19 protein-coding genes are annotated in these 25120 nt (G+C 65.2%); 17 read left to right on the top strand and 2 right to left on the bottom strand.

Translation table 11 applies throughout. From position 1 onward, the window contains the following. Positions 1–281: 281 nt before the first annotated feature. Complete coding sequence (locus ACQ7JA_RS16875) at positions 282–851, bottom strand: PEP-CTERM sorting domain-containing protein (RefSeq protein WP_430899780.1); 570 nt, start codon at positions 849–851, stop codon at positions 282–284. A 26-nt stretch (positions 852–877) separates the two neighbouring features. Further along, entirely contained in the window at positions 878–3220 is a 2343-nt protein-coding gene (locus tag ACQ7JA_RS16870) for a LamG-like jellyroll fold domain-containing protein (protein WP_430899778.1), read from the bottom strand. 258 nt (positions 3221–3478) lie between these two features. On the opposite strand from ACQ7JA_RS16870, the gene ACQ7JA_RS16865 reads away from it, so the two are divergent. The 17 genes from ACQ7JA_RS16865 (at position 3479) to ACQ7JA_RS16785 (ending at position 25045) form a co-directional block, all read left to right on the top strand. Then, positions 3479–4864 (top strand): MFS transporter, encoded by a 1386-nt coding sequence (locus tag ACQ7JA_RS16865; RefSeq protein WP_430899776.1) that lies wholly within the window; start codon positions 3479–3481, stop codon positions 4862–4864. Positions 4865–4939: 75 nt separating this feature from the next. Continuing rightward, complete coding sequence (locus ACQ7JA_RS16860; RefSeq protein ID WP_430899774.1) at positions 4940–5890, top strand: glycoside hydrolase family 43 protein; 951 nt, start codon at positions 4940–4942, stop codon at positions 5888–5890. A gap of 8 nt (positions 5891–5898) precedes the next feature. Further along, positions 5899–6954, top strand: coding sequence for an aldose epimerase family protein (locus ACQ7JA_RS16855; protein ID WP_430899772.1), 1056 nt, complete (start codon positions 5899–5901; stop codon positions 6952–6954). Positions 6955–6958: 4 nt separating this feature from the next. Further along, positions 6959–7837, top strand: coding sequence for an SMP-30/gluconolactonase/LRE family protein (locus ACQ7JA_RS16850; RefSeq protein WP_430899770.1), 879 nt, complete (start codon positions 6959–6961; stop codon positions 7835–7837). A gap of 162 nt (positions 7838–7999) precedes the next feature. After that, on the top strand, positions 8000–9742 hold the full coding sequence (locus ACQ7JA_RS16845; protein ID WP_430899768.1) for an IlvD/Edd family dehydratase: 1743 nt from the start codon (positions 8000–8002) through the stop codon (positions 9740–9742). A gap of 109 nt (positions 9743–9851) precedes the next feature. Further along, the gene (gene araD1 / locus ACQ7JA_RS16840) at positions 9852–10844 is read left to right on the top strand and encodes an AraD1 family protein (protein ID WP_430899766.1); all 993 of its coding nucleotides are present in this window, start codon (positions 9852–9854) and stop codon (positions 10842–10844) included. Further along, a complete protein-coding gene (locus ACQ7JA_RS16835) occupies positions 10841–12415 on the top strand; it encodes an aldehyde dehydrogenase (NADP(+)) (RefSeq protein ID WP_430899764.1) in 1575 nt (524 codons plus the stop codon). Before araD1 ends, ACQ7JA_RS16835 begins: the two co-directional genes overlap by 4 nt. A 45-nt stretch (positions 12416–12460) precedes the next feature. Further along, entirely contained in the window at positions 12461–13228 is a 768-nt protein-coding gene (locus ACQ7JA_RS16830) for an SDR family NAD(P)-dependent oxidoreductase (RefSeq protein ID WP_430899762.1), read from the top strand. A 171-nt stretch (positions 13229–13399) separates the two neighbouring features. After that, positions 13400–14941, top strand: a complete 1542-nt coding sequence (locus ACQ7JA_RS16825; RefSeq protein ID WP_430899760.1) for an alpha-N-arabinofuranosidase — start codon at positions 13400–13402, stop codon at positions 14939–14941. A gap of 140 nt (positions 14942–15081) precedes the next feature. Further along, positions 15082–16098 (top strand): arabinan endo-1,5-alpha-L-arabinosidase, encoded by a 1017-nt coding sequence (locus ACQ7JA_RS16820; RefSeq protein ID WP_430899758.1) that lies wholly within the window; start codon positions 15082–15084, stop codon positions 16096–16098. Further along, on the top strand, positions 16095–18440 hold the full coding sequence (locus tag ACQ7JA_RS16815) for a beta-L-arabinofuranosidase domain-containing protein (protein ID WP_430899756.1): 2346 nt from the start codon (positions 16095–16097) through the stop codon (positions 18438–18440). Before ACQ7JA_RS16820 ends, ACQ7JA_RS16815 begins: the two co-directional genes overlap by 4 nt. A 110-nt stretch (positions 18441–18550) precedes the next feature. Continuing rightward, on the top strand, positions 18551–19513 hold the full coding sequence (locus ACQ7JA_RS16810; RefSeq protein ID WP_430899754.1) for an ABC transporter substrate-binding protein: 963 nt from the start codon (positions 18551–18553) through the stop codon (positions 19511–19513). Positions 19514–19520: 7 nt separating this feature from the next. Then, complete coding sequence (locus ACQ7JA_RS16805) at positions 19521–21044, top strand: sugar ABC transporter ATP-binding protein (RefSeq protein ID WP_430899752.1); 1524 nt, start codon at positions 19521–19523, stop codon at positions 21042–21044. Then, the gene (locus tag ACQ7JA_RS16800) at positions 21041–22105 is read left to right on the top strand and encodes an ABC transporter permease (protein ID WP_430899750.1); all 1065 of its coding nucleotides are present in this window, start codon (positions 21041–21043) and stop codon (positions 22103–22105) included. The genes ACQ7JA_RS16805 and ACQ7JA_RS16800 overlap by 4 nt, the downstream gene beginning before the upstream one ends. Then, positions 22102–23067, top strand: a complete 966-nt coding sequence (gene yjfF / locus ACQ7JA_RS16795; protein WP_430899748.1) for a galactofuranose ABC transporter, permease protein YjfF — start codon at positions 22102–22104, stop codon at positions 23065–23067. The genes ACQ7JA_RS16800 and yjfF overlap by 4 nt, the downstream gene beginning before the upstream one ends. A gap of 20 nt (positions 23068–23087) precedes the next feature. Beyond that, positions 23088–24047, top strand: coding sequence for a glycoside hydrolase family 43 protein (locus ACQ7JA_RS16790; protein WP_430899746.1), 960 nt, complete (start codon positions 23088–23090; stop codon positions 24045–24047). Positions 24048–24103: 56 nt separating this feature from the next. Then, entirely contained in the window at positions 24104–25045 is a 942-nt protein-coding gene (locus tag ACQ7JA_RS16785) for a LysR family transcriptional regulator (RefSeq protein WP_430899744.1), read from the top strand. Positions 25046–25120 lie beyond the last annotated feature (75 nt).

Raw genomic sequence — 25120 nt, 5'->3', positions numbered from 1 at the left:
CTGTCGCGCACCGTACCGGTCCACAGGCTATGACAGACTATATTGTTGCAAGCGGCCGATGGAAAACCGTTCGTTGAGCATTTGTGGCAGACATCGTTTGCTAGAGCAACATGCCGAACCCAGTCCACTCCATAGGAGAGCTTGTGGCAACACTACTGTTATTCCACATCTGCTTGGATAAGACAAATGGCCCCTCAACGGGGCCATTACTCACTTCTCGGTCTCATCCACAGCAAGAACGGACATGGCCGATCACGCTGCGCGACGAAAGCAGCTGATCACTATGCCGCTGCGGCACCTGCGCGCAGCCTGCGCCTGCGCGACAGCGCCATTCCCGCCAACGAGGCGCCGAGCAGGGACAGCGAAGCAGGCTCCGGAACGGTGAACTCATCCATCGCCCATTGCGTGCCACTGCTGTTGTAGATCAGCAGGGTATCGATGCCCGACCAGTCCAGGCCGATCCACAGCGGCGTGGCGGTATCGATCACATACGACGCGGGACTGGCATACACCAGCACCCCGTCGCGCCACCCCTCGAAGGCAAGTTCCTGCTCCAGCCAGGCAGAAGTGAAAAACGCACCGACGAAGTCGAATCCGCCCGCCCTGGAAATCGCGGCGGTGCCACCGTCGAGGTTGAACGCCGCGTTCGCAAACGATACCGTACCGGCAGCATAGCCGCTGCCGGGATAGGCATCGGCCCGGATCGCGCCCAGCCCGTTCCAGTCGAAGCCCGCATAGCCGTTGGCGATCGGCTCGGTTTCAATGCCAGGCAGGTCATCGAAGCCGATCACGCCGGCAGAGGCGCCCGCCGAGGCAAGCAGCAGCGAAAGGGAAAACACCAAGTTCTTCATGTTCGTATCCTGTAGTCGTCGTTTGATCAGCGGGCGAGGGCATACACTTCGGCGTCGCTCAGGGCCGTGCCATAGATCCGCAGCTCGTCCATGGAACCCTTGTAGGGCGTATCCCACCAGTTCACACCGAGGGCGAAGACGCCGCTCGTGGTGGTGAACACGTTGGGGAAGTTGCTGCCACTGAAGCGCCTGACCCCATCCACGTAGACGTTGACGGCGCCATTGCGCACCGTGAACGCCAGGTGCGACCAGCGGCCCACCGGGATGTTCATGCCCAGTCCCGCGTCATACCAGGCGGTCCCGGACCACAGCATCGAGGCGCCGCCGACGAAGTCATGCCCCTTCGGCAGCAGGCTGACCCAGGACTCGAGCGTCCGTGCGCCGAAGAAGGTGGTCGTGAACGCCGTCAGCTGCGCGGGCTTGAGCCAGAGCGACACCGTGTAGTTGTTGCTCGAGATGAGACCGTTCGGCAGGCGGATGCCGCTGGCGCCGTTGAAGACGGCGGCATTGCCCTTGACGCCCGCCTCAAAAGCGATGCTGCCGCCGGCGCTGTCGATGCGGCTGCCGACCACCGCGCCCGGCCCCGACAGGCCGCTGCTGTCGAGCAGGTTACCGTCGAAGGCGTAATGGGCCAGCAGGCCGCCGGCCTTGCGCACCGTGACGGTGAAGGTCTTGGTGGCGCTGGCCGTGCCCTTGCTGATGCGCGCGCTCAGGGTCAGGGTCACGTCGTTGGCGGCCGGGGTGACAACGCCGGTGTTACTGACGACGGCCGGGTTCGACGAGGTCCAGCTGATGACGGCGCCGCGCGTCGCCGAGGTCGGCAGGTTCAGGTTGGCGCCCACCGCCGCGGTGTTGCCCAGGCTGAGCTCCGCCTGGATCGCGGCGACCACCTGCGCATCGGTGCGCGGGACCAGGCGGCTGCCGAACACCGCCACCCCTTCGCGCGACAGGGCCGAGAAGGTCATGGCATAGCTCTGCGACGTTTCGTTCCACTGGTTCAGGAAGACGCCCTTGTATGGCGACGCGGCGCCCGTCACGAACAGCTCGACGTTGTTGGCCCCGTAGAGCCTCCAGGTCCCGCTCACCGCCCCCGTGATCCTGCCGTCATTGCCCAGCGTGATCGATTGCGACTTCTTGACCGCGGCCGAGATGTCCTTGCCGTGGTTGACGTACAGGTAGTCGCCGACGACGAACTCGCGGCGCACGGCCGCCGCCTTTTCCTTCGCATAGCGGTAGGGCGCGACGACCGGCCAGCCGTCGGCATTCATGAACATCTGGTGCACGCGGATCTCGTGCTGTTCGCCGCGCTCGGGGAAGCGCGTATGGAAGATCAGGAAGTACTGGCCGGTGGCGGCGTCGTAGTAAGCCGAATTGTGGCCGGGGGAGACATAGCCGGTACCGATGCCGGCGCCCGGCTCGCCCAGCTTGCGGTCGAACAGGAAGTTCCCCATCAGCTTGACGCCGTGCGGTGCGATCGAGGCGTCGTCGAACAGCGGCTTGGCCGGATCCGATTTGACCTCGGCCATGTCCTTGCCCTGGGCGTCGAGGTAGGGGCCATCCGGCCTGAGCGAACGCGCCACACGCATGTTGTAGCCACCGCTGGCGTCCAGGCCGCCGAAGGAGGTGAACAGGTAATAGTGGGAGGTGGCCGGGCTGTACATCACGTAGGCGCCTTCGATGCGGCTGTGGTTGCCGCCCATCAGGCGCTTGCCGTAGCCCTGGCCGGGCAGGGGCATGCCATTGCTGGGGTTCATTTGCATGATGAAAATGCCGCCCGAATAGGAGCCGTAGATCATCCACAGGCGTCCGGCATTGTCGGAGAACACGTGCGGGTCGACCGTGTTCGGATGCTTCATCGCATCGTAGACCGTGCCGTCGTGGCTGGCCTGGCCCCACATGCCGGAGCGCAGGATGATGCCCTTGTCGACATAGGGGCCCTCGACGCGGTCGGCCACCGCGATCCCGAGTGCCGAGCGGGGAGAGTCGCCCTTGCAGGCGTTGTAGTACATGTAGAACCTGCCGTCGGCAAGCTGCTTTACGTCTGCCGCCCACAAGGTGTCCGACTGGGCCCAGCTGAAGGTCTCGGCCAGTTCGGTGAGGACGTTCGCCGAGCCGCGCAGGAACAGGGGATTGGTGGCGCTGACGCCGCTGGCGATCTGCTGCCAGTTCATCAGGTCGGCGCTTTTGGCGGCGGCGAGGTGGGAGCCGAACACGTACCAGCCATCGTTCGTCCTGATCACGGAAGGATCATGGACCGAGGCGTTCTTGAAGGTGATCGGGGTGAATCCGGCCTGGGCGGCGGCATCCTGGGATAGCAGGGACGAGGCCATGAGCGCTCCCAGTCCCCATCGTGCGAGGGTGTTTTTCATTGCATGTCTCCGTAGTTGTAATGACCGTGGCGCGGAACATGGTCCGGCTGGCGTATGGACGGCATGCACAGGTTGAAGAGTTTCTTGTGTTTTTTCCAATCACATATAAGTCTCGGCCGATATCGGTAACGGTATCGGCAGGCATCCGGTACTGATGTGCAAAACGATATCGGAATGCCCAAAAAATTGATTGGATTGATCTCGGTCCAGCGCCTACTATCAAGATCAAAAATGTATAAAAGCAAGCACAGGAGACGTATGACAAGCCCCCCATCCGGCCGCGCCTTGGCGCAGCACACCCAAAAACTCTCCACCCTCGAAAAAGCGGGCTTCGGCGCAGGCGACATGGCGCTCAATGTGGTGATCTCGTCGATGATGCTGATCATCACCTTCTTCTACACCGATATCTACGGCATTCACACCGCCGACCTGGCGGCCCTGTTCGTGGCCGTCAAGGTGGTCGGCGCCGTCGCCGACCTGGCGATGGGGCAGGTGACCGACGCCGTCCTGACGCGCTGGGGACGCTACCGGCCCTGGCTGCTGCTGCTCGCCGTGCCCTACGGCCTGAGCGTCTTCCTGGTCTTCACCACGCCCGACTGGGGCTATGACGCCAAGCTGCTCTGGGCCTACTCGACCTATATCCTGATGACCCTGATGACGGCGGGCGTCGGCATCCCCTACATCTCCCTGATCAGCGGCCTGACCTCCGATCCGCAGGAACGCCTGTCGGCCAACGGCTACCGCCTGTTCTTCGCCAAGATCGGCGCCTTCATGGTCACCATCATCGTCCCGCTGCTGGCCAGCTGGTGGGACGCGGGCAATCCGGCCACCGGCTACCAGGCCGCGATGGCGGTGATGGCCGCGATGGGCGTGCTGCTGTTCCTGCTGTGCTTCTTCACCACCACCGAGCGCGTCATCCACAAGGTCGAGAAACAGCCGCTGATGGACCAGGTGCGCGTCCTGATGAAGAACGACCAGTGGCTGATCCTGTGCGCCGTGTGCGTGACCGGCACCATCGGCTACGTGATCCGCGGATCGGTCGCGATCTACTACGCCAAGTATTACCTTGGCGGCGACACCGCCACCGTCTCGGCCTTCCTGTCCACCGGGGTGGCGGCGGCGATCCTGGCGATGGTGGTGTCCACCTGGACCACCAAGTTCTACTGCAAGGTCAAGCTGTTCCGTAATTCGCAGATCCTGGTCGCCGTCATCAGCCTGATGATCTACTTCCTGGTGCAGCCGGGCGACATGGTGCTGGCCTTCGTCCTGTACTTCATCCTGTCCCTGGTGGTGGACCTGCACGCCCCGGTGTTCTGGTCGGCGATCGCCGAAACCATCGACTACGGCCAGGTCAAGACCGGCAAGCGGGTCTCGGGCTTTGCCTTCGGCGGCATTTCGGTCTGCCAGAAGGCCGGCATGGCGATCGCGGGCGGCATGGTCGGCATCCTGCTGGACTACTTCCACTACCAGCCCAACCAGGAGCAATCGGCGCTGGCGCTGCAGGGCATCGCCCTGATGCTGTCGGTGATCCCGGGCTTCTTCCACTTCCTGATGGGCGTCCTGATGTTCAAGTACCGCATCAGCGACACCTATTACGACAGCGTCAAGGCCGACATGGCGACCCGCGGCTACGCCGCCGGATGAGAAGGAACATGATGACGTAGGGTGGACGGCTTCGCCGTCCGCGCGTTCAACCACACCATGAATCATCGAACAAGCATGCAAGAGACCATCCTCCACCCTCTGATCGAGCAACGCGCCGATCCCTACATCCACAAGCACACCGACGGCTACTACTACTTCACGGCCTCGGTGCCGCAATACGACCGCATCGAACTGCGCCGCGCCACGACCATCGCAGGGCTGGCCGGCGCAGAGACCGTCGACGTCTGGACCAAGCCCGACACCGGCCCCTATTGCGAACTGGTGTGGGCGCCCGAGATCCACTTCAACGAGGGCGCCTGGCATATCTACTTCGCCGCCGCCCCGAGCCGCGAGATCAAGGACAAGCTGTTCCAGCACCGCATGTACGCGATCCGCAACCAGAACGCCAATCCCCTCGAAGGGGAATGGGAGTTCATGGGCCAGGTCGATACCGGCATCGACAGCTTCTGCCTCGACGCCACCACCTTCACCCACAAGGGCCGGCTGTACTACCTGTGGGCGCAGAAAGACCGCGACATCGAAGGCAATTCGAACCTCTACATCGCCCCCATGAAGACCCCATGGCAGATCGAGGGCAGGCCGGTCATGCTGAGCAAGCCCGAATTCGACTGGGAGACGCGCGGCTTCTGGGTCAACGAAGGCCCGTCCGTCGTGCGCCGCGACGGCAGGATTTTCATCAGCTATTCGGCCAGCGCCACCGACGAGAACTACGCGATGGGCCTGCTGTGGGCCGACGAGGACGCAGACCTGCTCGACCCGGCCTCGTGGACCAAGTCGCGCGAACCGGTCTTCCGTACCTGCTACGACCACGGCATCTACGGCCCGGGCCACAACAGCTTCACCTATGCCGAAGACGGCGAGACCGTCATGCTGGTGTATCACGCACGCACCTACACCGAGATCGTCGGCGACCCGCTCTGGAATCCCGACCGCCATACCTTCGTCAAGCCCCTGCGCTGGGACGAGCAGGGCATGCCGGTGTTCGGCCGGCCATCCACCCTCTGAGGAACACGGTGCCAAATCCCATCACGCAAGCACCCTTCGGCCTTCTGGAAGACGGCACGCCCATCACCCAGTTCACCTTGCGCAATGCGAACGGCCTGGTGGCGAAGATCATCGACTTCGGCGGCATCATCACCGAGCTCCATGCCCCCGACCGCGAAGGCCGCCTGGCCGACGTGGTGCTGGGCTTCGACACCCTGGACGCCTACGAGGGCGACAGCCCCTATTTCGGCGCCCTGATCGGCCGCTACGGCAACCGCATCGCGGGCAGCCGCTTCACGCTCGACGGCCGGGAATACGTGCTGCCCGCGAACGACGGAGAGAATCACCTGCATGGCGGGGCAGGGGGCTTCCACAAGGTGAAGTGGCAGGCCACGGTGGAAGGCGACAGCCTGGTGCTGGCCTACCGCAGCGCCGACGGCGAACAGGGCTACCCCGGCAACCTCGATGTGGTGGCCAGCTATTCGCTGGGCGACGACAACGCGCTGGTCATGCGCCTGCGCGCCGTCACCGACAAGCCGACGCCGGTCAACCTCACCCAGCACAGCTACTTCAACCTGTGCGGCGAAGGGGACATCCTGGACCACCTGCTCACCATCGACGCCGACACCTTCGTGCCGATCGACGCGGGGTCGATCCCGCTGGGGATGCTGTCGCCGGTGACCGGCACGCCCTTCGACTTCCGCACGCCGCGTCCCATCGGCGAGCGCGTCGGCCAGCCGGACAAGCAGCTGCGCCACGGCCGCGGATACGACCACAACTTCGTGCTCAACAAGCCCGACGGCAAGGCAATGACGCGCGCTGCCCACGTGCTCGATCCCGGCTCCGGGCGGGTGCTCGAGCTGTTCACCGAGGAACCCGGCCTGCAGTTCTACAGCGGGAACTTCCTCGACGGTTCGCTGGCCGGCAAGGGCCGCAGCTATGGCCACCGCAGCGGCTTCTGCCTGGAGCCGCAGCACTTTCCGGATTCGCCGAACCGGCCGCGCTTCCCCAATGTGATCTTGCGCCCCGGCCAGGTCTACGAGACCGAATCGCGCTTCCGCTTCTCGGTGCAGCCGGAGGCGTGAACGGATGATGCAAGCCTTCCTCGACAACCGGCACGAGCTGGGAGAATGCGTGCTGTGGTGCGAGCGCACGGAGCGCCTGCTGTGGACCGATATCCCGGCATGCCAGTTATGGTCGTATTCGCCATCGACCGGCCGCAGCATGTACTGGCCGATGCCGGAGCGGCTTTGTTCCTTCGCGCTGACCACAAGCGACGACTGCCTGCTGCTGGGACTGGCCTCGGGCCTGGCCTTCTTCCATTTTTCGAGCGGTGCGATGGAACGCATCGCCGACGTCGAGCCCGGAATTCCCTCCACGCGGCTCAACGACGGACGCTGCGACCGCCAGGGCCGCTTCGTGTTCGGCATGTTCAACCAGGAAGACGCGCCGAAGCGGTCGCTGGGCGGCTTCTACCGCCTGGACACCGACCTGCGTCTCGAACGCCTGCCCATCGGGAACGCGGCAATCGCCAACAGCATCTGCTTCAGCCCGGACGGGCGGCGCATGTACTATGCCGATTCAAGCACGCGCGCGATCCATTGCTGCGACTATGGCCCGGATGGTCAGCTTGGGGCCTCGCGCGTCTTCGTCGCCGCCGATGCGGCCCCGGGCGAGCCGGACGGCTCCTGCATCGATGCGGAAGGCTATCTGTGGAGCACGCGCTGGGGCGCGGGACAGATCATGCGCTTCGCACCCGACGGCCAGCTAGACCGCGTCCTGGCGCTCGATGCACCGCAACCGAGCTGCCCCGCTTTCGGCGGGACCGGCCTGTCCACTCTGTATGCGACCAGCGCCTTCCTCGGCATGGATACGGGCGACCGCGCTCGCGCGCCCTTGTCGGGGGCGATGTTCCACCACGCCCTGGACGTGCGCGGCCTGCCTGAATCGCGTTTTCCGCTCCCGTGATTCGATAACAAATCCGATATCAATATCGCGAAATAATTGATTGGAAAGTTATCTGACAGCATCTTAGACTGGCCTCATTGCTGAACAACAAAACGCTGCGCGACACACTCGAGAGAAGGCCGATAGCCTTCCGCGGCGGAGCCAACGAGACGAGGAGAATGCATGTCCGAGACGAAAAAAAAGACCACGCTGCGCTCGGCGGCGTGGTTCGGGACCCAGGACAAGAACGGCTTCATGTACCGGAGCTGGATGAAGAACCAGGGCATTCCCGACCATGAATTCCAGGGCAAGCCGATCATCGGCATCTGCAACACCTGGTCCGAACTGACCCCCTGCAATGCCCACTTCCGCAAGCTGGCCGAACACGTCAAGCGCGGCATCCTCGAAGCGGGCGGGTTCCCGGTCGAGTTCCCGGTGTTCTCGAACGGCGAATCGAACCTGCGTCCGACTGCCATGCTGACCCGTAACCTGGCGAGCATGGACGTCGAAGAATCCATCCGCGGCAATCCGATGGACGCCGTCGTGCTGCTGGTGGGCTGCGACAAGACCACGCCGGCCCTCCTGATGGGCGCGGCCAGCGTCGACCTGCCGACCATCGTCGTCACCGGCGGCCCCATGCTCAACGGTAAGCTGAACGGCAAAGACATCGGCTCCGGCACCGCCGTCTGGCAGCTGCACGAGCAGGCCAAGGCAGGCCAGATCACCATGCACGATTTCCTGTCCGCCGAAGCCGGCCATTCGCGCTCCGCCGGCACCTGCAACACCATGGGCACCGCGTCGACCATGGCCTGCATGGCCGAGTCGCTGGGCACCTCGCTGCCGCACAATGCCGCGATTCCGGCGGTGGATGCGCGCCGCTACGTGCTGGCCCACATGTCGGGCATCCGCATCGTCGAGATGGTGCACGAAGACCTGCGTCTCTCGAAGATCCTCACACGCGAGAACTTCGAGAACGCGATCCGCGTGAACGCGGCCATCGGCGGCTCGACCAATGCCGTGATCCACCTGAAGGCAATCGCCGGCCGCGTCGGCGTGCCGCTGGAGCTGGAAGACTGGACCGCCATCGGCAAGGGCACCCCGACCATCGTCGACCTGCTCCCCTCGGGTAAATACCTGATGGAGGAGTTCTACTATGCCGGCGGCCTGCCGGGCGTGATCCGCCGCCTGGGCGAGGGCGGCCTGCTGAAGCACAAGGACGCGCTCACCGTCAACGGCAAGACCCTGTGGGAGAACTGCCAGGACGCGCCGATCTACAACGACGAGGTGATCCGCAAGCTGGACACCCCGCTGATCGAGGACGGCGGCATCCGCATCCTGCGCGGCAACCTGGCGCCGCGCGGCGCCGTGCTCAAGCCGTCGGCCGCTTCCCCGCACCTGATGCAGCACCGCGGCCGCGCCGTCGTGTTCGAGGACTTCGACCACTACAAGCAGCGCATTGTCGACCCCGACCTGGACGTAGACGCGAACTCCATCCTGGTGATGAAGAACTGCGGCCCGAAAGGCTACCCGGGCATGGCGGAAGTGGGCAATATGGGCCTGCCGCCCAAGCTGCTGGCCCAGGGCATCACCGACATGGTGCGTATCTCGGATGCGCGCATGAGCGGCACCGCCTACGGCACCGTCGTGCTGCACGTGGCGCCGGAAGCGATGGCCGGCGGCCCGCTCGGCATCGTGCGGGACGGCGACTGGATCCAGCTGGACTGCGCCGGCGGTGGCCTGAACATCGAACTGTCGGACGAAGAGATCCGCCAGCGCCTGGCGGATCGGGCCGAGAACAACAAGCCGGTTCAGCACAGCGGTTACCAGCGGCTCTACCTCGACCACGTGCTGCAGGCGGACGAGGGCTGCGACTTCGACTTCCTGGTCGGCTGCCGTGGTTCCGCCGTGCCCAAGCATTCTCATTGATCCAACGTGAGTTGAACGACGTAGGGTGGGCGGTCCTCCACCCACGCGTTCAACCGCTGCTCGAATCCTTGCACCGCTATTCGAATATTCATAATTGGGAGACCGGGCCATGCTGCTCGTACAATTCATCACCGAATCCCAGGAACGCCGCATCGGCATCCTGCACGACAACACCATCCGCGTCGTCGGCGGCTACGCCACGACCCTCGCGCTGGCGCGCGCCGCCATCGCTGCCGGAACCAGCCTCGCGCAACTGGCCGACAGCGCCGCGACCAGCGAGCACCACCAGTACGACGAGGTGGCGCGCGCAGGCCGCATCCTGGCGCCGCTCGACCATCCGGACGCCGCCCACTGCTACGTCACCGGCACCGGCCTGACCCACCTCGGCAGCGCCGACACCCGCGACGCCATGCACAAGAAGATCGGCGGCGACGTCGACACGCTGAGCGATTCGATGAAGATGTTCCGCATGGGCGTCGAAGGCGGCAAGCCGGCGCCGGGCACCCCAGGGGTGCAGCCGGAATGGTTCTACAAGGGCGACGGCTCGATCGTGCGCGCCACCGGCCAGGACATCGACATGCCGGACTTCGCGCTCGACGGCGGCGAAGAGCCGGAGATCGCGGGCCTCTACCTGATCGGCGACGACGGCCAGCCTTACCGCCTCGGTTTCGCCATCGGCAACGAGTTCTCCGACCACGTCACCGAACGCCAGAACTACCTCTACCTGGCCCACTCGAAGCTGCGCAACTGCGGCGTGGGCCCCGCGCTGCTGGTGGGCGAGCTGCCGGAGCACGTGTCCGGAGTTTCGCGCATCCTCGACAAGAACGGCCAGGTCCGCTGGGAGAAGGCGTTCGTGAGCGGCGAGCAGAACATGTCGCACACCATCGGCAACCTCGAGTACCACCACTTCAAGTACGGCCTGTTCAACCGTCCGGGCGACGTGCACATCCACTTCTTCGGCACCGCCACCCTGAGCTTCGCCGACAGCATCCAGGTCGCGCCCGGCGAGACCTTCGAGGTGGAGTCGCCGCAGTTCGGCCCGGCCCTGCGCAACCGCCTGGCCGTGCTTGAAACCAGTTTTGCGAAGGTGAAGGCGCTATGAACATCAGCGGCGAAGCCATCATCGGCGGCGCGCACGAGCGCGGCACCGCAGGGTCGTTCAAGGCCTGGGACCCGACGGGGCGCGACTACCTGGAACCCAGCTTCCACATGGTGGACGCGGACCAGATCGACCGCGCCTGCCGGCTGGCGGGCGAGGCCTTCGACGTCTTCCGCGCCACCACCGACGAGCAGCGCGCACGCTTCCTCGATACGGTGGCAGAACAGATCATGCAGCTGGGCGACGCGCTGATCGAACGCGCGATGCTGGAGACCGGCCTGCCGCGCGTGCGCCTGGAAGGCGAGCGCGGACGCACCTGCAAGCAGCTAGCCATGTTCGGCGAACTGCTGCGCGAGGGTTCGTGGCGTGATGCGCGCCTGGACACCCCACTGCCCGAGCGCACGCCGCCGCGTCCCGATCTGCGCTACCACCTGATCGGCGTCGGTCCGGTCGCCGTGTTCGCCGCATCGAACTTCCCGCTGGCCTTCTCGGTGGCGGGCGGCGATACCGCATCCGCCTTTGCGGCCGGCTGCCCGGTGGTGCTGAAAGCGCATTCCTCGCACCCCGGCACCTCGGAGCTGGTGGCGCGCGCCGTCACCCGCGCCGTGCAGCAGTGCGAACTGCCGGCCGGCGTGTTCTCGCTCCTGACCGGCACCGGCAGCCGCATCGGCCAGGCCCTGGTCGGCCACCCGGCGATCCAGGCGGTCGGCTTCACCGGCTCGCGTGGCGGTGGCACGGCCTTGATGGCGGTCGCCGCAGCGCGCAAGCAGCCGATTCCCGTCTATGCCGAGATGAGCAGCATTAACCCGGTATGCCTGATGCCGCACGCGCTGGAGCACCGTGCCGAAGAGATCGGCAAGGGCTTTGCCGCCTCGCTGGTGCTGGGCGTGGGCCAGTTCTGCACCAATCCCGGACTGGTGCTGGCGATCGACGGCCCTGGCCTCGCGACCTTCTGCAAGGCCGCGTCAAGCGCCCTGGGCGCGACCGAGGCGGCCGTGATGCTGAACCAGAACATCGCGGAGAGCTACCGCAAGGGCGTCGACGCCCTGGCCGGCAATGCGGCCGTGGGTACCCTGGCGCGCCTCGGCCATGACGAGGGCAGGGGCGCGGCCGCCCTGTTCCGCGTGAGCGCGGACGAGTTCCTGCAGCGCCACGAACTGCACGAGGAAGTCTTCGGCCCCGCGTCGCTCGTGGTGGTGTGCCGCGACGCCGCCCAGATGCGCGCGGTCGTCGATGCGCTGGAAGGCCAGCTCACCGCGACCCTGCAGATGGATCCGGAAGACTACGCCGAAGCAGGCGCCTTGTTGCCGCTGCTGGAGCGCAAGGTCGGCCGCATCCTGGCCAACGGCTTCCCGACCGGCGTCGAGGTTTCGACCGCGATGGTCCATGGCGGACCGTTCCCGGCCACCGCCGACGGGCGCAGCACCTCGGTGGGCACCGGGGCCATCGCACGCTTCCTGCGGCCGGTGTGCTACCAGAACCTGCCCCAGGAACTGCTGCCCGAGCAGCTTCGCGACGGGAACCCGGGAGGGATCTGGCGGCGCAGGGACGGCGCATTGACCAAAGCGCATTGACCAAAAAATATGCGGGCATCACAATAAGAACGGATGGAGACAAGCATGAAGAAGTTGGCAAGCTACCCCAGCCTGCAGGGCAGGCGGGTATTCGTGACAGGCGGCGGCACCGGCATCGGCGAAGCGATCGTGAAGGCCTTCGTGGAGCAGGGCGCCGTGGTGGCCTTCGTCGACATTGCGAAGGAAGCCAGCGAGACCCTGTGCGCCAAGTTGGCGGACGCCGGACACCGTGCACCGGTGTTCCGCTACTGTGACATCACCGACATCCCCGCGCTGCAGCGTACGATGCTTGAGTTGGCCGAACAGCTGGGCGACTTCGAGGTGCTGGTCAATAACGCGGCCAACGACCAGCGCCATGACATCGAGAAGGTCTCGCTCGACTACTGGAACGAGCGCATCGCCATCAACCAGCGCCCCATGTTCTTCACCGCGCAGGCCGTCCTGCCGGGCATGAAGAAGATGGGCGGCGGCTCCATCATCAATTTCTCTTCCATGTCCTGGCACGCCAAGGGCGCCGGCTATCCGGTCTACGCCACCACCAAGGCGGCGGTCATTGGGCTCACGCGCAGCCTGGCGCGCGACCTCGGCCCCTTCGGCGTGCGCGTCAACACCGTCACCCCGGGTTGGGTCATGACCCAGCGCCAGATCGACCTGTGGGTCGACGAGGCCGCCGAGCTCGAAATCAAGAAGGCCCAGTGCCTGCCCGGCAAGCTGATGCCGGACGATATCGCCGCCATGGTGCTCTTCCTCGGCGCCGACGACAGCAGGATGTGCACGGCGCAGGACTTCGTCGTCGACGCAGGCTGGACGTAAGCAGTAGCGGCCGATCGCCGTCACGTTCACGTCCACCGTTACCCCATGATCCGTCGCCCCGGCGCAGGCCGGGGCCCAAGTTCGCTCAGATCCAAGCCACTTGGGTACCGGCCTGCGCCGGTACGACGGGCTCACTTTCACGCAACTACCCCACAATAATCAGGAGACCCTGTGAAAGCCTTCCGCCCCACCATCCTCGCCCTGAGCATCCTGGCCGCACCGGCCTTCGCCCAGGTGAACGTCAGCATCGACGCCACCAAACCCGGCCCGGTCATCAACAAGAACGTCTACGGCCAGTTCGCCGAGCACCTCGGCACCGGCATCTACGAGGGCCTGTGGGTCGGCCCGGATTCGAAGATCCCGAACACCCGTGGCTGGCGCAAGGACGTGGTCGGCGCGCTGAAGGAGCTGAAGGTGCCGCTGGTGCGCTGGCCGGGCGGCTGCTTCGCCGACGAGTACCACTGGCGCGACGGCATCGGCCCGCGCAACAAGCGACCGGTGAAAGTCAACACCCACTGGGGCGGCGTGGCCGAGGACAATGCGGTCGGCACCCACGAGTTCTTCGACCTGGTCGAGATCCTCGGCACCGAAGCCTACGTCAACGGCAACCTCGGCTCCGGCACCCCGCAGGAGATGGCCGAGTGGCTGGAATACATGACCTCGGACACCAAGTCGACCCTGGCCGAGCAGCGCCGCAAGAACGGCCGCAAGGAGCCGTACAAGGTGGCCTACTTCGGCATCGGCAACGAAGCCTGGGGCTGCGGTGGCAACATGAAGCCGGAATACTACGCCAACCTGTACAACCATTACGCCACCTTCCTCAAGACCCCGCCGAACGCGCGTCCGAAGATGATCGCCAGCGGCGGCAACGACGACGACACCCGCTGGACCGAGGTGCTGAGCAAGGAAGCCGCCCGGGGCACCGACGGCATCAGCTTCCACTTCTACACGCTGCCGACCGGTGTCTGGGAAAAGAAGGGCGCCGCCACCGGCTTCGCGGAAAGCGAATGGTTCTCGACCATGCAGCAGACCCTGCGCATGGACGGCCACATCCGCCGCAACGTCGCCATCCTCGACAAGAACGATCCGGAGAAGAAGATCGGCTTCTATGTGGACGAATGGGGCACCTGGTACGACGTCGAACCGGGCACCAATCCGGGCTTCCTGTTCCAGCGTAACACCCTGCGCGACGCCGTCGTGGCGGCGCTCAACTTCAACATCTTCCATGCCCATGCCGAGCGCGTGCGCATGACGATGATCGCGCAGATGGTCAACGTGCTGCAGGCGATGATCATCACCGACAAGGAGAAGATGCTCTTGACTCCGACCTACCACACCTACAAGATGTACATCCCGTTCCAGGACGCGACCTCGCTGCCGACGGCCGTGAACAACGACGTGGCCTATTCGGTGGACAACAAGAGCGTCCCGGGCATCAGCGCATCGAGCGCGCGCGGCAAGGACGGCAAGATCTACGTGGCCCTGGTGAACACGAATCCGCGCCAGGCCAGCGACGTCAGCATCGACCTGAAGGGCCAGGCCGTGTCGAGCGCGACGGGGCAGGTGCTGACAGCCGAGGCGATGGACGCGCACAACACCTTCGACAAGCCGCAGGCGATCAAGCCGGCGCCGTACAGCGCGAAAGCGGTGAACGGCAAGCTGACCTTGAAGGTGCCGGCCAAGTCGGTGGTCGTCGTCGCAGTCGAAGCATAGTACGTAGGGTGGACGGCTCTGCCGTCCGCGCGTTCAAATCACGGCTCCGGGCCACGCGCATCTTTTGGCCCCGCACACGATAGTTGAACGCGCGGACGGGGGACCCGTCCACCCCACGGGTGACTATTCAGGAGTCCATCATGTCTCTACTCTCCCGCCTCCCCGCCAGCATACTGACCCTCGCCACCGCGCTGCCCGCCTTCGCCGCCCAGGTCGAAGTCCACGACCCCGTGATGGCGAAAGAGGGCAGCAAATACTACCTCTTCAGCACCGGCCCCGGCATCACCTTCTACAGCTCGAGCGACATGAAGTCCTGGAAGCCCGAGGGCCGCGTGTTCGCCGGCCAGCCCACCTGGGCAAAGAAGGCTGCGCCGACCTTCAACGACCACATCTGGGCGCCGGACATCCAGCACCACAAGGGAAAATACTACCTGTACTACTCGGTATCCGGCTTCGGCAAGAACACCTCCGGCATCGGCGTGACCACCAACACCACGCTCGACCCGCGCTCGCCGAACTACAAATGGGAAGACCAGGGCATGGTCCTGCAGTCCATCCCCGGCCGCGACCTGTGGAACGCGATCGACTCGCACGTGATCGACGACGAGCAGGGCACACCGTGGATGTCCTTCGGCTCCTTCTGGTCCGGCCTGAAGCTCGTCAAGCTCGACGCCAGCCGCACCAGGCTGGCCGAGCCGCAGGAGTGGCACACCATCGCACGCCGCGACCGTTCGGCCTTCGAAGCCGACATCGAACCGGGCTCCGGCCATATCGAGGCTCCCTTCATTTTCAGGAAGAACGGCTGGTACTACCTGTTCGCCTCCTGGGACCTGTGCTGCAAGGGCAAGGACAGCACCTACAAGGTGGTGGTGGGCCGCGCGAAGTCCGTGACTGGTCCCTACCTCGACCGCCAGGGCGTGGACATGGCCAAGGGCGGCGGCTCGATCGTAATCCAGGGCGACCGTGACTGGAAAGGCCTCGGCCACAACAGCGCCTACACCTTCGACGGCAAGGATGTCATGGTGCTGCATGCCTACGAAAGCGCCGACCGCTACAAGCAGAAGCTGAAGGTGCTGGAAATGAAGTGGGATGCGGAAGGCTGGCCGGTCCTTGACCAGGCTGACCTTAACCGCTACCAGAGCGTCCAGCTGCCATGAAGCACCAGCTCGCCGCACTTGCGCTGCTACTGACGTCGGCCTGGGCGCAGGCGGCCGAGCTCTTCCCCCTGGCCGACGTGCGCCTGACGCCCGGCCCCTTCCTCGATGCCCAGACCACCGACCTGAACTACATGATGGCGATGGCGCCGGACCGGCTGCTCGCGCCATTCCTGCGCGAAGCCGGCCTGGCGCCGCGCCAGCCGGGCTACGGCAACTGGGAGTCCACGGGACTGGACGGGCACATGGGCGGCCACTACCTGTCGGCGCTGGCGCTGATGTATGCGGCGACCGGCGATGCCGAGGTGCTACGCCGCCTGAACTACTTCGTGGCGGAGCTCAAGCGCGCGCAGGAGGCGAACGGCGACGGCTACCTGGGCGGCATTCCCGGCGGCCGCCAGGCCTGGCGCGACATCGCGGCCGGCAAGCTGGAGGCCGATAACTTCTCGGTCAACGGCAAGTGGGTGCCCTGGTACAACCTGCACAAGGTCTATGCGGGCCTGCGCGATGCCCACCGCTATGCCAGCAACCCTGACGCGCGCGCCATGCTGGTCGCGCTGTCGGATTGGGCGCTGCGCTTGAGTACCCGGTTAAGCGAGGAGCAGATGCAGCAGATGCTGCGCGCCGAGCATGGCGGCATGAACGAAATCTTCGCCGACGTGGCGGAGATGACGGGCGATCGCAAATACCTCGACCTGGCGCTGCGCTTCTCGCACCAGGCGATCCTGCAGCCGCTGGCGCAGGGGCAGGACCACTTGAGCGGCCTGCACGCCAATACCCAGATTCCGAAGGTGATCGGCTTCAAGCGCATCTCCGACATGACCGGGCGGCAGGACCTGAACAAAGCCGCGGAGTTCTTCTGGCAGACCGTGGTCGACCGCCGCTCGGTGGCCATCGGCGGCAACAGCGTCAAGGAGCACTTCCACGACGAAAAAGACTTCGGCCCGATGATCGGCGAGGTCGAGGGGCCGGAGACCTGCAACACCTATAACATGCTCAAGCTGACCCACATGCTGTTCCAGACGGAGCAGAAGGGCAGCTACGGCGACTACTACGAGCGCGCGCTCTACAACCATATCCTGTCCTCGCAGCGCCCAGGCGGCGGCTTCGTCTACTTCACGCCGATGCGGCCGAACCACTACCGGGTGTACTCGCAGGCGGACAAGGGCATGTGGTGCTGCGTCGGCTCCGGCATCGAGAGCCACGCCAAGTATGGGGAATTCATCTACGCGCACGAGGGCGATACGCTGTTCGTGAACCTGTTCATTCCCTCGACGCTGCACTGGCGCGAGAAGGAAGTGCGGATCACCCAGTCCACGCGCTTCCCGGACGAAGGCAGCACGCGGCTGACCGTCGGTGCGCCGGGCGAGTTCACCATGAAGATCCGCTATCCGGCCTGGGTCGCGGCGGGCAAGATGGTGGTGAAGGTCAACGGCAGGGAGGTCAAGCTAGATGCGGCGCCGGGCGGCTACGTGAGCGTGGCGCGCGCGTGGAAGAAGGGCGACCGGGTCGATGTGCAGCTGCCGATGACCACACGCCTGGAGCAGATGCCGGACAAGTCCAACTACTACGCCGTGCTGCACGGCCCGATCGTGCTGGCCGCGAAGACGCGGCTGTTCGGCGACGAGAAGGTGAACTTCCTGGCCGACGAGTCGCGCATGGGGCATATCGCCGGCGGGCCGGTGTGCCCGCTGGAGTCGGCGCCGATGCTGGTGAGCGATTCGCTTGCCTCCCTGCGCCGCTTCAAGCCGGTCAAGGGCAAGCCGCTGACCTTCACGGCGCCTGGGCTGGTCCATGGCGCCGCAGGCAGCGCGACCGAGTTCATTCCCTTCTTCCGCCTGCACGAGTCGCGCTACATGATGTACTGGCAGCATGCGACGTCGGCCAATTTCGAGCGCATGCGGGCAGAGAACGCGGCCCGCGAAGCGGACCGGCTGGCGCTGGACGCCCGCACCATTGACCAGGTGGCGCCGGGGCAGCAGCAGCCGGAATCGGATCACTTCTTCAGGGGTGAGGGGATCGAGGCCGGCGTGAATGGCGGGCGGCACTGGCGCCATGCCACCAAGTGGTTCAGCTATGAGCTGAAGGACCCGAAAGGGAAGGCGAAGCTGCTGCAGCTGACGTTTGCCAGGGCCGACGCCGGGCGACGCTTCGATATCGAGGTCAACGGCGTGCTGGTGGCCGAGGTGGCGCTCACCGGCGATGCCGGCCAGGAGTTCTACACCGTCGACTATCCCCTGCCGGCTACCATCCTGAAGGCAGAGCCGCAAGCGCTGTCGGTCCGCTTCGTGGCCAAACCAGGCTCGATCGCCGGCGGACTATACGGATTACGCCTACTGCGCTGAATCGTGAGAAAAGTGATACCGAATCAGATATCCGATCAGACAGAAATATGATTGGATCAGCATCGCACTTTGTCTTACGATTGCGATACAACAATACCGGAGACAAGGTAATGACTATCACCCGCAGAGCCCTCCTGGGTACCGCCGCCGCTTGTGCAATCGCTGTCGCGATGCCTGCCTTTGCCCAGAAACCCCTCACCATCGGCTTCTCCCAGGTCGGCGCTGAAAGCGAATGGCGCACCGCCAATACCGCCTCGATCAAGAGCGCCGCCAAGGCGGCCGGCGTCAACCTGAAGTTCGCCGACGCCCAGCAGCGTCAGGAAAACCAGGTCAAGGGGATCCGCTCCTTCATCGCCCAGCGCGTCGACGTGATCGCCTTCTCGCCGGTCGTCGAATCCGGCTGGGACACCGTGCTGCGCGAAGCGAAAGCAGCCAAGATCCCGGTCATCCTGACCGACCGTTCCGTCAAGGTCAGCGACCCTTCGCTGTACGTGAGCTTCATCGGTTCCGACTTCGTGGAAGAAGGCCGCCGCGCCGCGCGCTGGCTCGTGGAGCACCAGAAGAAGAACCCGAACCGCAGCTACAACATCGTCGAGCTGCAGGGCACCGTCGGCTCGGCGCCGGCGATCGACCGCAAGGCGGGCTTCGCGGAGGTCATCAAGGACAACCCGAAGCTGAAGATCATCCGCTCCCAGACCGGCGACTTCACCCGCGCCAAAGGCAAGGAAGTGATGGAAGCCTTCCTGAAGTCCGAAGGCAAGAACATCAACGTGCTCTATGCGCACAACGACGACATGGCCATCGGCGCGATCCAGGCCATCGAGGAAGCGGGCCTGAAGCCCGGCAAGGACATCCTGGTTGTGTCGATCGATGGCGTGCGCGGGGCGTTCGAGGCCATGTTGCAGGGTAAGCTCAACGTCACCGTCGAGTGCAACCCGCTGCTCGGTCCGCAGCTGATCCAGACCGCCCAGATGGTCAAGGCGGGCAAGCCGGTGCCGAAGCGTATTACCGTGAACGAGGGTGTGTTCCCAGCTGAAGTCGCGGCCAAGGAATTCCCGAACCGTAAGTACTGAGGCGGCTATGCTTGCCTCGACCACCGTGGCGCCGGTCCTGGAAGTGACCGGCATCCACAAGCAATTCCCGGGCGTGAAGGCGCTGTCGGACGCGGGCCTGCGCCTGTTCCCCGGCGAAGTCCACACGCTGATGGGCCAGAACGGCGCCGGCAAATCGACCCTCATCAAGGTCCTCACCGGCGTCTACCAGCCCGAGCGCGGCAGCATCGTCCTCGACGGGACGGCGATCGCGCCCACTTCCACCCAGGACGCGCAGGAACTCGGCATCAGCACGGTCTACCAGGAGGTGAACCTGTGCCCGAACCTGTCGGTCGCCGAGAACATCTTCATCGGACGCTATCCGCGCCGCTTTGGCATGATCGACTGGCGTGGCATGCGGAGCCAGGCGGCCGAACTGCTCAAGCGCCTGCAGATCGACGTCGACGTCGCCAAGCCCCTGGCAAGCTATCCGCTCGCCATCCAGCAGATGGTGGCGATCGCGCGCGCCCTGAACATCTCGAGCAAGGTCCTGATCCTCGACGAGCCCACCTCCAGCCTGGACGAGAACGAAGTCCAGCTGCTGTTTTCGGTGCTGCGCGGCTTGCGCGAGCAGGGCATGGCGATCCTGTTCGTCACCCACTTCCTCGACCAGACCTATGCGATCTCGGACCGCATCACCGTGATGCGCAACGGCGAGCGCGAAGGCGAGTACCTGTGCAGCGAGCTGTCGCGCCTGGCCCTCGTCAACAAGATGATCGGCGCGCCGGCCGAAGCGCAGGAGGAGCTTGGTGCCGCCTGCGCCGAGGCGGGCACGCACAGCGAAACCTTCCTGCGCACGAAGGCATTGGCGCGCAAGGGCGTCTTGAGTCCGATCGACCTCGAGATTCGCAAGGGCGAGCTGCTCGGCCTGGCTGGCCTGCTCGGTTCCGGCCGCACCGAGACCGCGCGCCTGCTGTTCGGCGCGGATAAAGCCGACAGCGGCGCCATCGAAATCGACGGCCGCAGCCGCGTGTTCTCCACGCCCCGCGATGCCATTCAACAGGGCATCGGCTTCTGCTCGGAAGACCGCAAGCACGAAGGGGCCATCCTGGCGCTGTCGGTGCGCGAGAACCTGATCCTGGCGCTGCAGGCGCGCCAGGGGCTGCTGCGCGCGATCCCGATGCGGCGCCAGCAGGAGCTCGCGGCCCACTATGTCAAACAACTGGGGATCAAGACGGCGAGCATCGAGGCGCCGATCGGCACGCTCTCCGGCGGCAACCAGCAGAAGGTTTTGCTGGCGCGCTGGCTGGCCACCGAGCCGAAGCTGATGATCCTCGACGAACCGACGCGCGGCATCGACGTGCGCGCCAAGCAGGAAATCATGGATTACGTTACCACCCTGTGCCGCAAGGGCATGTCGATCCTGTTCATCTCGTCCGAGCTGCCCGAGGTGCTGCGCGTGAGCGACCGCATCGTCGTCATGCGCGACCGCAAGGCCTGCGGCGAGTACGGCCGCGGTGAGCTGGACGAGAGCACCGTGCTGCACGTGATCGCCGGGGAGGGCTGCGCATGAACGCCGCGGTCAAGGAAACGGTGCTGCAGACCGCCAGGTCGGCCAGGCCCTCGGTCTTCCAGCATCCGCTGTTCCGTCCCCTGGCGGCGCTGAGCCTGCTGCTGCTGATCGACTTCCTCCTGATTCCCGGGTTCTTCCGCCTGGAGATCAAGGACGGCCACCTGTACGGCAGCCTGGTCGACATCGTCAACCGCGCCGCGCCGCTGATGCTGGCGGCGATCGGCATGACCCTCGTCATTGCCACCCGCGGCATCGACATCTCGGTGGGCGCCGTCGTGGCCCTGTCGGGCACGGTGGCCTCCATGCTCATCGGCGGCACCATGGTGATCAACAACGGCGTGCCCGAATACGTGGCGCAGACGCCGATGGGGCTGGCGCTGCTGGCGGCCATCGGCGTCGCCCTGCTGTGCGGGCTGTGGAACGGCGCGCTCGTTGCCGGCCTGGGCCTGCAGCCGATCGTCGCCACCCTGATCCTGATGGTGGCCGGGCGCGGCCTGGCCCAGCTGCTTACCGACGGCCAGATCGTCACCGTCTACTACCAGCCCTTCTTTTTCCTGGGCAGCGGCTATCTCCTCGGCCTGCCGTTCGCGCTGTTCGTGGTGGTGGCGGTGTTCGCCGTGACCAGCCTGCTGCTGCGCCACACGGCGCTCGGCCTGTTCATCCAGGCGGTCGGCATCAATCCGGTGGCGGCACGTTTGGCCGGCATCCGCACCGCGGCCCTGGTCGTCTTCGTCTATGTGTTCAGCGCGGCCTGCGCCGGCATGGCGGGCCTGATGATCAGCTCCAACGTCAAGAGCGCGGACGCCAACAACGCCGGCCTGCTGCTGGAACTGGACGCCATCCTGGCGGTGACGCTGGGCGGCACCTCGCTCGCGGGCGGCAAGTTCTCGCTGGTGGGCAGCATCATCGGGGCGCTGATCATCCAGACGCTCACCTATACCATCTATTCGCTGGGCGTCCCGCCCGAGGTCAATATGGTCGTCAAGTCGGTCGTGGTCTTCCTGGTCTGCATTGCGCAGTCCGACCAGTTCAAGAGCCTGGGGAAGAGGAGGGCGGCATGAAGCACGTCACCAGCGCTCCCTGGTTCACGTCGGCCGCCACGGTGGTCCTGCTGGCGGCCATGCTGCTGGCCGGCGGCGGGGCCTACGACGGCTTCCTGTCGCTGCAGGTGATGCTCAATCTCCTGATCGACAACGCTTTTCTTCTCGTGCTGGCCATCGGCATGGGCATCGTGATCCTCTCGGGAGGCATCGACCTCTCGGTGGGCGCGGTGCTGGCCCTCAGCACCATGGTGGCGGCCTGGCTGCTGCACGCGGCGCAGTGGCCGCCGCTTGCCGTGATCGCGGTGGTGCTGCTGGGCGGCGCGGCCTTCGGCGGCTGCATGGGCGCCATCATCCACTTCTTCCGCCTGCAACCCTTCATCGTCACCCTGGCCGGCATGTTCCTGGCGCGCGGCCTGTGCTACCTGATCAGCATCGAGTCGATCACCATCGAGGATCCGCTGTTCGTCGCCATGTCGCAGACCCAACTGCCCTTCCTGGGCGGCTTCCTGTCGCCGGGAGCGCTGGTCGCGATCGGCATGCTGCTGCTCGCCGTGTGGATGGCGCACTACTCGTCCTTCGGGCGCGCCGTGTACGCCATCGGCGGCAACGAGCAGTCGGCCGCGATGATGGGGCTGGCCGTGGGCCGCACCAAGGTGCTGGTCTATGCCTTCAGCGGCTTCTGCGCGGCGCTGGGCGGCCTGCTGTTCTCGTTCTACATGCTGTCGGGGTATGGCCTGCATGCGCAGGGCACCGAGCTGGATGCCATCGCGGCGGTGGTTATCGGCGGCACGCTGCTCACCGGCGGCTACGGCTACGTGCTGGGGGCGCTGTCGGGCGTGCTGGTGCTCGGCACCATCCAGACCCTGATCGCCTTCGACGGCACCCTGAGTTCGTGGTGGACCAAGATCGTGATCGGCGCGCTGCTGTTCGTGTTCTGCGTGGTACAGCGCCTGATGGGCTTCCGTCAGAAACAAAGCTGATCAATCAACAAGGAGACGTGATGAACAAGAAGTCCGTACTGGTGGCCGGACTGGCCGCTGCATTGGCTGCGCCTTCGGCCCTGGCCAGCAACCCCATCGTGAAGGACATCTTCACGGCCGACCCCGCCGCCCTGGTCGACAAGGGCCGGGTCTATGTCTACGTCGGCAAGGACGAGGCGCCCGTCGGCGGCAAGGAATACGTGATGAACGAGTGGCGCGTGTACTCCAGCTGCGACATGAAGAAGTGGACCGATCATGGCTCGCCGCTGCGCTACAGCACCTTCAAGTGGGCCGGCCGCGACGCCTGGGCCTCCGACGTCGTCAAGCGCAACGGCAAGTACTACTTCTATTCGACCGTGGACCACGCCGCCCTGAAGAGCAAGGCGATCGGCGTGGCCGTATCGGATAGCCCGACCGGACCCTTCGTCGACGCGCGCGGCACGGCGCTGGTCACCAACGACATGACGAAGGAATCCCCGATTCCCTGGGACGACATCGATCCGGCCGTCTTCATCGACGACGACGGCCAGGCCTATCTCTACTGGGGCAACACGGTCATGAAATACGCGAAGCTCAAGCCGAACATGATCGAGATCGACGGTCCGATCCATACCGTGGGCCTGGACAACTTCGTCGAGGCGGCCTACCTGCACAAGCACAAGGGCACCTATTACCTCTCGTACTCGCAGAAATTCCCGGAACAGACCGTGGTGATGAGCGGCCCGACGGCCACCGGCCCCTGGACGTGGGGCGGGGTGATCATGGAGAAGAACAGCAACGTCAACACGATCCACCAGGCCATCGTCGAGTTCAATGGCAAGTCCTACATCTTCTACCACAACGGCAAGCTGCCGACCGGTGGCGAGTACCGCCGCTCGGTCGCCGTCGAGGAGCTGCGCTATGGCCCCGATGGGAAGATCCTGCCGGTCGCGCAAACGGCGGAAGGGCCGGCCGCCAATCCTTCGCCGGGCTGCAAGTGATAGCTACTGAACAGTTTTTTCTATCGAAGTGATATCGATACTGATATTATTTTCTGATGGATACGACAAACCCGAACTGGTTCCTGAAGGCGCGCCTCAAGACGCGCCAGCTGCTCCTCCTGATCGCGCTGGACGACTTCCGCAACATCCACCGGGCGGCGGAGGAACTCCACATGACGCAGCCGGCGGCGTCCAAGCAGATCAAGGATCTCGAAGAGATGCTGGACGTGCGCCTGTTCGAGCGCCTGCCGCGCGGGATGGAGCCGACCATCTACGGCGAGACCATGATCCGCCACGCGCGCATGGCGCTGACCAGCCTGGCGCTGGCGCACGACGACCTGGTGGCGCTCAAGGCCGGGCTGTCCGGGCAGGTCGAGGTGGGCGTCATCATGTCGCCCGCGATGGCGCTGCTGCCGCGCGCGATCGCGCGCATCAAGGAACAGGCCCCGCTGCTGCGCATCGGCGTGCACCTGGAGCCCAGCAACGTCCTGCTCGACAAGCTGCAGCGCGGCACGCTCGACTTCATGATCGGCCGCATCCTGGAAAAGGAAGACTCGAGCGGCCTGGTGTACGAGGAGCTGACCGAGGAACCCGCCTGCGCCGTGGTGCGCCCCGGCCATGCGCTGCTCGAGGCGAAGGACCTGCGCCTGGAGGACATCGCCGACCGGCCCTGGATTTTGCCGCCGCCCGGCAGCATCCTGCGCCACCGCTTCGACATGATGTTCCGCCGCGCCGGCCTGCAGCCGCCCGCGAACGTGGTCGACACCACCGCGCTGCTGCTCATCACGACACTGCTGCAGCAGACCGATTCGCTGCACGTGATGCCGCTGGAGGTGGCGCAGTACTACGCTTCTCTGAACGTGATGCGCGTGCTGCCGATCGAACTGCCCTGTACGATGGATGCCTTCGGCATCATCCGCCAGCAGAAGCACCTGCTGTCGCCGGGCGCCGAGCTGCTGCTGAAGCAGGTGAGGCTGGCGGCTTCCGAGATCTATTAGAACCGGTATCGCTTGCCGCGAAAAAGTGATTGGATCGCCTCTGCCGGGTTTCGTACCATGGGCGATCCAAGCCAT

Source organism: Massilia sp. BKSP1R2A-1, assembly GCF_050586525.1.
GTDB lineage: Bacteria > Pseudomonadota > Gammaproteobacteria > Burkholderiales > Burkholderiaceae_D > Telluria.
Note: the sequence above shows the minus strand (reverse complement) of the source record. Positions and strands in the feature narration are given on the sequence as shown.

Excerpts from the sequence above, each read along its gene's own strand:
- ACQ7JA_RS16875 (WP_430899780.1), bottom strand. The coding sequence starts at position 851 with ATGAAGAACTTGGTGTTTTCCCTTTCGCTGCTGCTTGCCTCGGCGGGC.
- ACQ7JA_RS16870 (WP_430899778.1), bottom strand. The coding sequence starts at position 3,220 with ATGAAAAACACCCTCGCACGATGGGGACTGGGAGCGCTCATGGCCTCG.
- ACQ7JA_RS16865 (WP_430899776.1), top strand. The coding sequence starts at position 3,479 with ATGACAAGCCCCCCATCCGGCCGCGCCTTGGCGCAGCACACCCAAAAA.
- ACQ7JA_RS16860 (WP_430899774.1), top strand. The coding sequence starts at position 4,940 with ATGCAAGAGACCATCCTCCACCCTCTGATCGAGCAACGCGCCGATCCC.
- ACQ7JA_RS16850 (WP_430899770.1), top strand. The coding sequence starts at position 6,959 with ATGATGCAAGCCTTCCTCGACAACCGGCACGAGCTGGGAGAATGCGTG.
- ACQ7JA_RS16845 (WP_430899768.1), top strand. The coding sequence starts at position 8,000 with ATGTCCGAGACGAAAAAAAAGACCACGCTGCGCTCGGCGGCGTGGTTC.
- araD1 (WP_430899766.1), top strand. The coding sequence starts at position 9,852 with ATGCTGCTCGTACAATTCATCACCGAATCCCAGGAACGCCGCATCGGC.
- ACQ7JA_RS16835 (WP_430899764.1), top strand. The coding sequence starts at position 10,841 with ATGAACATCAGCGGCGAAGCCATCATCGGCGGCGCGCACGAGCGCGGC.
- ACQ7JA_RS16830 (WP_430899762.1), top strand. The coding sequence starts at position 12,461 with ATGAAGAAGTTGGCAAGCTACCCCAGCCTGCAGGGCAGGCGGGTATTC.
- ACQ7JA_RS16820 (WP_430899758.1), top strand. The coding sequence starts at position 15,082 with ATGTCTCTACTCTCCCGCCTCCCCGCCAGCATACTGACCCTCGCCACC.
- ACQ7JA_RS16815 (WP_430899756.1), top strand. The coding sequence starts at position 16,095 with ATGAAGCACCAGCTCGCCGCACTTGCGCTGCTACTGACGTCGGCCTGG.
- ACQ7JA_RS16810 (WP_430899754.1), top strand. The coding sequence starts at position 18,551 with ATGACTATCACCCGCAGAGCCCTCCTGGGTACCGCCGCCGCTTGTGCA.
- ACQ7JA_RS16805 (WP_430899752.1), top strand. The coding sequence starts at position 19,521 with ATGCTTGCCTCGACCACCGTGGCGCCGGTCCTGGAAGTGACCGGCATC.
- ACQ7JA_RS16800 (WP_430899750.1), top strand. The coding sequence starts at position 21,041 with ATGAACGCCGCGGTCAAGGAAACGGTGCTGCAGACCGCCAGGTCGGCC.
- yjfF (WP_430899748.1), top strand. The coding sequence starts at position 22,102 with ATGAAGCACGTCACCAGCGCTCCCTGGTTCACGTCGGCCGCCACGGTG.
- ACQ7JA_RS16790 (WP_430899746.1), top strand. The coding sequence starts at position 23,088 with ATGAACAAGAAGTCCGTACTGGTGGCCGGACTGGCCGCTGCATTGGCT.
- ACQ7JA_RS16785 (WP_430899744.1), top strand. The coding sequence starts at position 24,104 with ATGGATACGACAAACCCGAACTGGTTCCTGAAGGCGCGCCTCAAGACG.